The 6,000-nt window shown below is 72.0% G+C and carries 5 protein-coding genes and 1 tRNA gene; 4 read left to right on the top strand and 2 right to left on the bottom strand.

What is annotated here, in order from left to right; translation table 11 throughout:
* Positions 1-300: 300 nt before the first annotated feature.
* On the bottom strand, positions 301-2,025 hold the full coding sequence (locus WG923_RS29840) for a DUF5666 domain-containing protein (protein ID WP_340354676.1): 1,725 nt from the start codon (positions 2,023-2,025) through the stop codon (positions 301-303).
* A 144-nt stretch (positions 2,026-2,169) separates the two neighbouring features.
* On the opposite strand from WG923_RS29840, the gene WG923_RS29835 reads away from it, so the two are divergent.
* The 4 genes from WG923_RS29835 to WG923_RS29820 all read left to right on the top strand — a co-directional run bounded on the left by WG923_RS29835 (position 2,170) and on the right by WG923_RS29820 (position 5,628).
* Positions 2,170-3,069, top strand: a complete 900-nt coding sequence (locus tag WG923_RS29835) for a DUF6502 family protein (protein ID WP_340354675.1) — start codon at positions 2,170-2,172, stop codon at positions 3,067-3,069.
* Complete coding sequence (locus WG923_RS29830) at positions 3,066-4,475, top strand: DUF5666 domain-containing protein (protein WP_340354674.1); 1,410 nt, start codon at positions 3,066-3,068, stop codon at positions 4,473-4,475. Before WG923_RS29835 ends, WG923_RS29830 begins: the two co-directional genes overlap by 4 nt.
* A gap of 81 nt (positions 4,476-4,556) precedes the next feature.
* Positions 4,557-5,447 carry an NAD(P)-dependent oxidoreductase gene (locus WG923_RS29825; RefSeq protein ID WP_340354673.1) on the top strand — a complete coding sequence of 297 codons (891 nt, stop codon included), beginning with the start codon at positions 4,557-4,559 and terminating at the stop codon, positions 5,445-5,447.
* A 93-nt stretch (positions 5,448-5,540) separates the two neighbouring features.
* Positions 5,541-5,628 (top strand) — tRNA-Ser (locus WG923_RS29820).
* Positions 5,629-5,650: 22 nt separating this feature from the next.
* Here the strand turns inward: WG923_RS29820 and WG923_RS29815 are convergent.
* Positions 5,651-5,911 (bottom strand): hypothetical protein, encoded by a 261-nt coding sequence (locus WG923_RS29815; protein WP_340354672.1) that lies wholly within the window; start codon positions 5,909-5,911, stop codon positions 5,651-5,653.
* Positions 5,912-6,000: the final 89 nt, after the last annotated feature.

Genomic DNA, 6,000 nt, shown 5'->3' with positions numbered 1-6,000 from the left:
TGTCCGGCTCAGCGACATCAAGGAGGAGGCGCGGGCGCGGAGCCAGCACGGGCAACGGATCCCATCCGCGCCGGGGGACAGTCGCTGAGACGGACAGCCACGGGCTGGTCCGGCCCGAGCGGCGCGACATCCACCGAACACGGGCCCTAGACGGTTGTCAGTCGCCGATCAACCATCTCGACAACCTCGACTTGGCAATGGTGGCTGGTCTCGCGCAATTCGGTGGCGAACCAAAAAAAATGGGCCCCGAAGGGCCCGCAAAGAGACCCCGCCCGGGCTTGCCCCGGGCGGTCCCGAGGGTCAGAACATGCCGCGGTTGCGGCGCTGGTGGCCGTCGTCGTCGCCTTCGCCTTCGCGCAGCACGCCGAGGTCGAGCACCCGGTTGTTGCCGGTGGGCGTCGGGCCGACCACGATCGTGGAGCCGGTGAGCGTGCCCACCACCACCACCTGGTCGCCGGCAGCGACGGTCGCCGTGCCGTTGCGCGCCGTGCGGATGGCGGCCGGGTCGGCGCTCACCTTCACGCCGTGCACGAAGAACACGGTGGCCGTGCCGGTGACGGTGCTGTTGACCGGCGCCGGCGTGGCGTCGACCACGCCCGAGATCGCGGCGACGGTGGACGACGGCAGGATCGTCAGCGACTTGGCGACCAGCGCTCCGCCGGTGCCCGGCTCCGCGATCACCAGCACGCTCTTGGAGGCACTCGCATTCAGGTAGCTCTGGAAGGTCGTGATGTTGAACGGCGTGGCGGTCGGGTCGCGGCGCTCCCAGCCGAGGATCGACACGTCCTTCAGGCGCGTCTTGGCGTTCACCGTCACGTCCTGCCCGAGGATGGACACCGTGAAGGTGTTGGTGCCGGCGGCCGTGACCGTGCCGGCCTGGCCCTTGAGCGCGAACTTGGACTCCTCGGCTTCGTCCTCGGTCCGCAGGCTCGTGGCCTTGACCGTGGTGCCGTCGGCGGACAGGGTGCCGAGCACGCGCACTTCGTCACCGACCTTGGGCAGCGTCGTGCCGGCGGGCAGGCCCGAGGCATCGACCACCACGCCGCGCACGGTGAAGGTGGTGGTGCCGCTCACGGAGGACACGATGCCTTCCAGTTCGATCGTCGCACCCGCTTGTTCGACCGGCAGCTTGCTGGCCTTGCGCGCGAAATCGGCGACGAGCACGGTGGCCGGCAGCGCGGGTGCGGTGGCGGAGCCGGCGGAGACGACCTGGCCACTGGCGAAGGCGTTGGCGCAGCTGACGGTGGCGCCGCCCGCGCGGCAGGTCGCCTTCGACAGGTCCAGCTTGAGGCCGTTGATGCTCACGGTGCTGGTGGCGGTGCCGCCGGTGACGGTCACCACGCCTTCGGCCTTGAACGAGGCGGGCGAGCCGCCGGTGGGCGCGTCGCTCACGGAGACCAGCGTGGCGACCACGTCGGTGCTGGGGCCGTCGAACAGGAAGCCATGCACCGTGACGTAGCTGCCCGGCGTGGTGGTGGCCGTCGGGGTGCCGCCCACCGTGGTGGCGACCAGGCCGTCGGCGGTGCTGATGGGGGTGCAGGGCGAGGTGGCCGCGGAAACGCAGGCGCGGCGGTCGCTGAAGCTGGTGCCGGAGCTCAATTGCACCTTCTGGCCCATCACGGTCAGCGTCGCCGCCGTGGCATCGGTCGCGTCGACGAAGCCGCGCACCAGCGGGTGCACGTGCAGTTCGTCGGCATCGGCTTCGTCGTCGGTGCCGCGGCCATGGTGCTTGACGTCGACCACCATGCCCACTTCGAGCCCGGTGGCGCCGCTGGTGACCGCGCCGGTGTCGTCGTCGATGACGCGGGCGCTCTCGGTATGGAAGCGGTGCCCGTTGACGAACACGCTACCGAAGGCGGTGATCACGCCCGAGGACGTGGTGGACGTGGCTGCCGGCGCGCCAGGCGCCGCCGGCTCGTCCCCGCCGCCGCCGCCGCAGGCGGTGAGGACGGCGGACACGGCGATGGCCAGGGCGACCGGCAGCGCTCGCTGCGTGGCCCAGGCCCCGACTTCGAATTTCTTCATGTGCATCTCTCCTGTTGGATGGCGCGGATCCCTCCGCGTCCGGGACGGAGAATTACATGGGAAAAATTACCATGCAACCAAAAGGACGGTTACCATTCGCAAAAGTGCGGAGGCCTATGCTTCCGCGGCTCGCACCTGTCCCGCATGCCACGCAAGCCCAAGATCGTCGCGCTCGAGGCCGCAGGCCCCGTGCCAGCGTCCCTGCCCCCGGATGACGTGGTGCAGGCGGTGGCGGCCGTGCTGCGTCCGGCCATCCGCATGCTGTTGCGCAGCGGCATCGATTACCCGCGACTGGCCGCCGAATTGAAGTGGCTGTTCATCGAGGAGGCCGTGGCGGAAATCGGACGGTCGGGGCAGGCGGGCACCGATTCGGCCATCAGCCTGCTCTCCGGCGTGCACCGCAAGGACGTGCGCAACTGGCGCCTGGGCGGCCGCCCGCCCGCCGCCGCCCGGCCCGTCGCCCTCAGCGCCCGCGTCTTCGCGCGCTGGATCTCGCAGGCGGAGTACCTGGACGCCGAAGGGCGGCCGCGCGCGCTCGCGCGCACCGGGGCCGCGCCTTCATTCGAGGCGCTGGTGCGCACCGTCACGCACGACGTGCATCCGTTCACCGTGCTGCAGGAGCTGATCCGCCTCGGGATCGCCAGCGTGGAGATCCAGGACGGCGGCGAGATCGTCGTTCCCGGCTCCGACTTCGTGCCGCCGGCGGGCTCGCGCGAGGCGCTGGACCTGCTCGCGGCGAACCTCGCGGACCATGCCACGGCCGCCGTCTCCAACGTGCTCGGCGGACCGCCGACGCTGGAGCAGAGCGTGTTCGCCGCCGGCATCACGGCCGCCTCGGCCGAGCGCCTGCAGGCCCTCGCGCGCTCGCTGTGGGTGCGCACGCGCAACGAGATGATCGAGGAGGCCTCGCGCCTCTACGAGGCCGACCGGGAACTGCCCGAGGCGCGCATGCGCGTGCGCTTCGGCAGCTATTTCTGGTCCGGGCCCTGGGAGCCGGCGCTGCCGGACCCGCCAGACGATTCTCCAAGGGATGAAGAACCATGAAGCCGTTGCACCGCCTGCTGGCCGTGTTGTCCACGCTCTTGCTGCTGTCCTGCGGAGGCGGCACCGACTTCGCCGGCAATGGCGGCGGCGGGGTGGGCACGGGCGGCACGGGCATCGTGGCCGGCACCGTCACGGGGCTGGGCAGCGTGGTGGTGGAGGACACGCGCTTCGACGAGAGCCAGGCGGTGCTGGAAAGCCGGCCCGACCTGGTGCGCAGCAACGCGCTGGCGCTGGCGGACCTGCACATCGGCCAGTACGCCTACCTGGACCTGGACGCCGCGGGCACGCCGACGCGCGTGCGCATCGAATCGCAGCTGGTGGGCTCGGTGGCCGGCGTGAACGCGGCCACCGGCCGCTTCACGGTGTGGGGCCACCCGGCGGTGATCAACACGGATCCGGACCGCGGGCCGGTCACGGTCTTCTCCGGCTTCGCCGGCATCGCGGACATGCAGCCCGGCGATGCGGTGCAGGTCTACGGCGTGCTGCAGGCGAGCGACGGCACCACCGACCTGCTGCGCGCCACGCGCATCGAGAAACTTGCGGCGGTGGGCGCGCTGCCGGCGCGCGTGACGGGCACGCTGCGCCAGGGCGCCGGCACCACCTTGCTGCTCGCCGGCCGGCCGCTCGACGTGTCGGGCGCCGCGAACGTGCCTGCCTTGGGCGCCGGCACCGCGGTGATCGCCGTGGTGCCATGGACGGCGCAGTTGCCCGCAACGTGGCAGGCCTCCGCGGTGGCGCTGCTCGCGCCGTCCGCGGCTGCGTCCTCGCTGCGCGTGAGCGGCGCCGTGCACCTGCTGCCCGACGGCCGCGCCTCGGTGCAAGGCGTGGAAGTGGACCTGTCCACGCTCACCCAGCAGGACCGGGATGCCGTGCGCGAAGGCAGCTACCTCACCATCCAGGGCCGCTCGCGCGGCAGCGACAGCCGCCGCGCCGATGCCGCGCGCATCGAGGCACTGCCGCAGGGCGGCCGCACCGCGCAGTTGCGGGGCTCGATCACGAGCGTGGGCACCGCGACCTTCGTGGTGCGGGGCCAGACGGTCGATGCCTCCGCCGCGCAGTTCGTCGGCGGCAGCGCAGCCAACCTCACGGTGGGCACGTATGTCGAGGTGCAGGGTGCGCAGGCCGCGGCCGGCGTGGCCGCGCAGCGCGTCACCTTCCCCGGCGTGCCGCCGGAGCGGGCGGTGCTGGAACTGAGGGGCACCGTGCAGTCCGTGGATGCGGCCGGCCGCACGGCGCGCCTGCTCGCGCGCGACGGCCGCAGCTTCGACCTGGTGCTGCCCGCGCAAGGCGCCCTGCCGGCGGTGGGCGACGCGATCCGCGCCGAAGGCTACTGGGACGGCAGCCGGCTGCAGGTGCGCGAATTCCGGCCCGACAACGCCGGCGCCGGCGAGGGCGAAGACCGCTGAAGCCGGCGCACTCCTGATTTCCACCTAGGCCGGCCGTGCGAGCGCCGGCTAGCATGCCCGGCTCGCCACCAAGGAGTCCGCATGCGCATCGGGATCGCCGGCACCGGCAAGATGGGCAGCGCCATCGCGCGCCGCCTCGCCTCGCTCGGACACGAGCTGGGGGTCTGGAACCGCACCCCGGCCCGGGCGCAGGCGCTGCTGCAGGAAGGCATGGCCTGGGCCGCGACCCCGCGCGCGCTGGCGCAAGCCAGCGAGATCGTGATCTCCATGCTCACCGACGGCGCGGCGCTCGACCAGGTGTACAGCGGCGACGCTGGCCTGTTCTCCGCGCGCGGCAGCGGCACGCTGTTCATCGACATGAGCACCGTGCCGCCGGCCAAGCAGCAGGAAATGGCGCGCCGCGCTGCCGAAGTCGGTGCCGCCTACCTCGAGTGCCCCGTCGGCGGCAGCGTGGGCCCGGCGAAGGAAGGCAAGCTGATCGCCTTCGTGGGCGGGGCCGAACAGGATCTCGCCCGCGCGAAGCCGGTGCTGGACCAGTTGTGCAAGCGCGTGGAGCACGTCGGTGCGCACGGCGCCGGCGAGACGATGAAGCTCGCGGTGAACCTGCCGCTGATGGTCTACTGGCAGACGCTGGGCGAAGCGCTGTCGCTCATCCAGCCGCTCGGGCTGGATCCGAAGCGCGTGATCGACATCCTGGCCGATTCCTCCGGCGGGCCCAACATGCTCAAGGTGCGCGGCGGCATGATCGCGCAGGCCCTGGCCGGCGAGGCGGGCGCCGCGGTGACGGTGGACGTGGCCACCATGCGCAAGGACATGGCGGCGATGCTGGAGGAAGGCCGCGCGCACGGCCGCGCGCTGCCGCTGACCGCCGCGACCCTGGCGAACTTCGAGCGCGCCGCCCAGCGCGGGCTGGACGGCGCCGACTGCACGCAGCTGCCGGTGTGGTGGCTGGCCGAAGGCGGCAAGGCCTAGAGGCCCGCTCCAGCTTCATGTCCCTGCTCGAGGCGGGACGGGCCCATCTGGCGGCGCAGCATCGCATCCTGGCGACTTAGAATCGCGCGTTCCGGAAGCGTGGCAGAGTGGTCGATTGCACCGGTCTTGAAAACCGGCAACGGGCAACCGTTCGTGAGTTCGAATCTCACCGCTTCCGCCAGCCCTCAGTTCGACGCAGGCCCTCAGTTCGACGCAGGCCCTCGGTCCCCCGGTGCGCGGGCGCGGCCCGGGCCGGTGCTCGCCACGTATTCGAGCGCGGCCTTGAGCCTGGCGCGGGCGCGCTCCTGCAGCACGTGCACCTGGTGCCGTTCCCATTCGGTCGGCTCGGCCGCTGCCCCTTCGAGGAACTGCGAATAGCGTTCGCCCAGGGCCCGCTCGGCCTCGCGCGCGAGGCGGTCGGTGGTCTTCCACTCGGCCAGCAGGGCTGCGTAACGCTCGCTCACCAGTCGCTCCTTTGCCGCGCTGATTTTCGCAAGTGCCGCCGCGCGCGCAAGAGCGTCGCCGCAGGCCGCTGCCTCATCTGATTGTCGTC

The organism is Ramlibacter sp. AN1133 (assembly GCF_037890035.1).
Classification (GTDB): domain Bacteria; phylum Pseudomonadota; class Gammaproteobacteria; order Burkholderiales; family Burkholderiaceae_C; genus Ramlibacter.
Note: the sequence above shows the minus strand (reverse complement) of the source record. Positions and strands in the feature narration are given on the sequence as shown.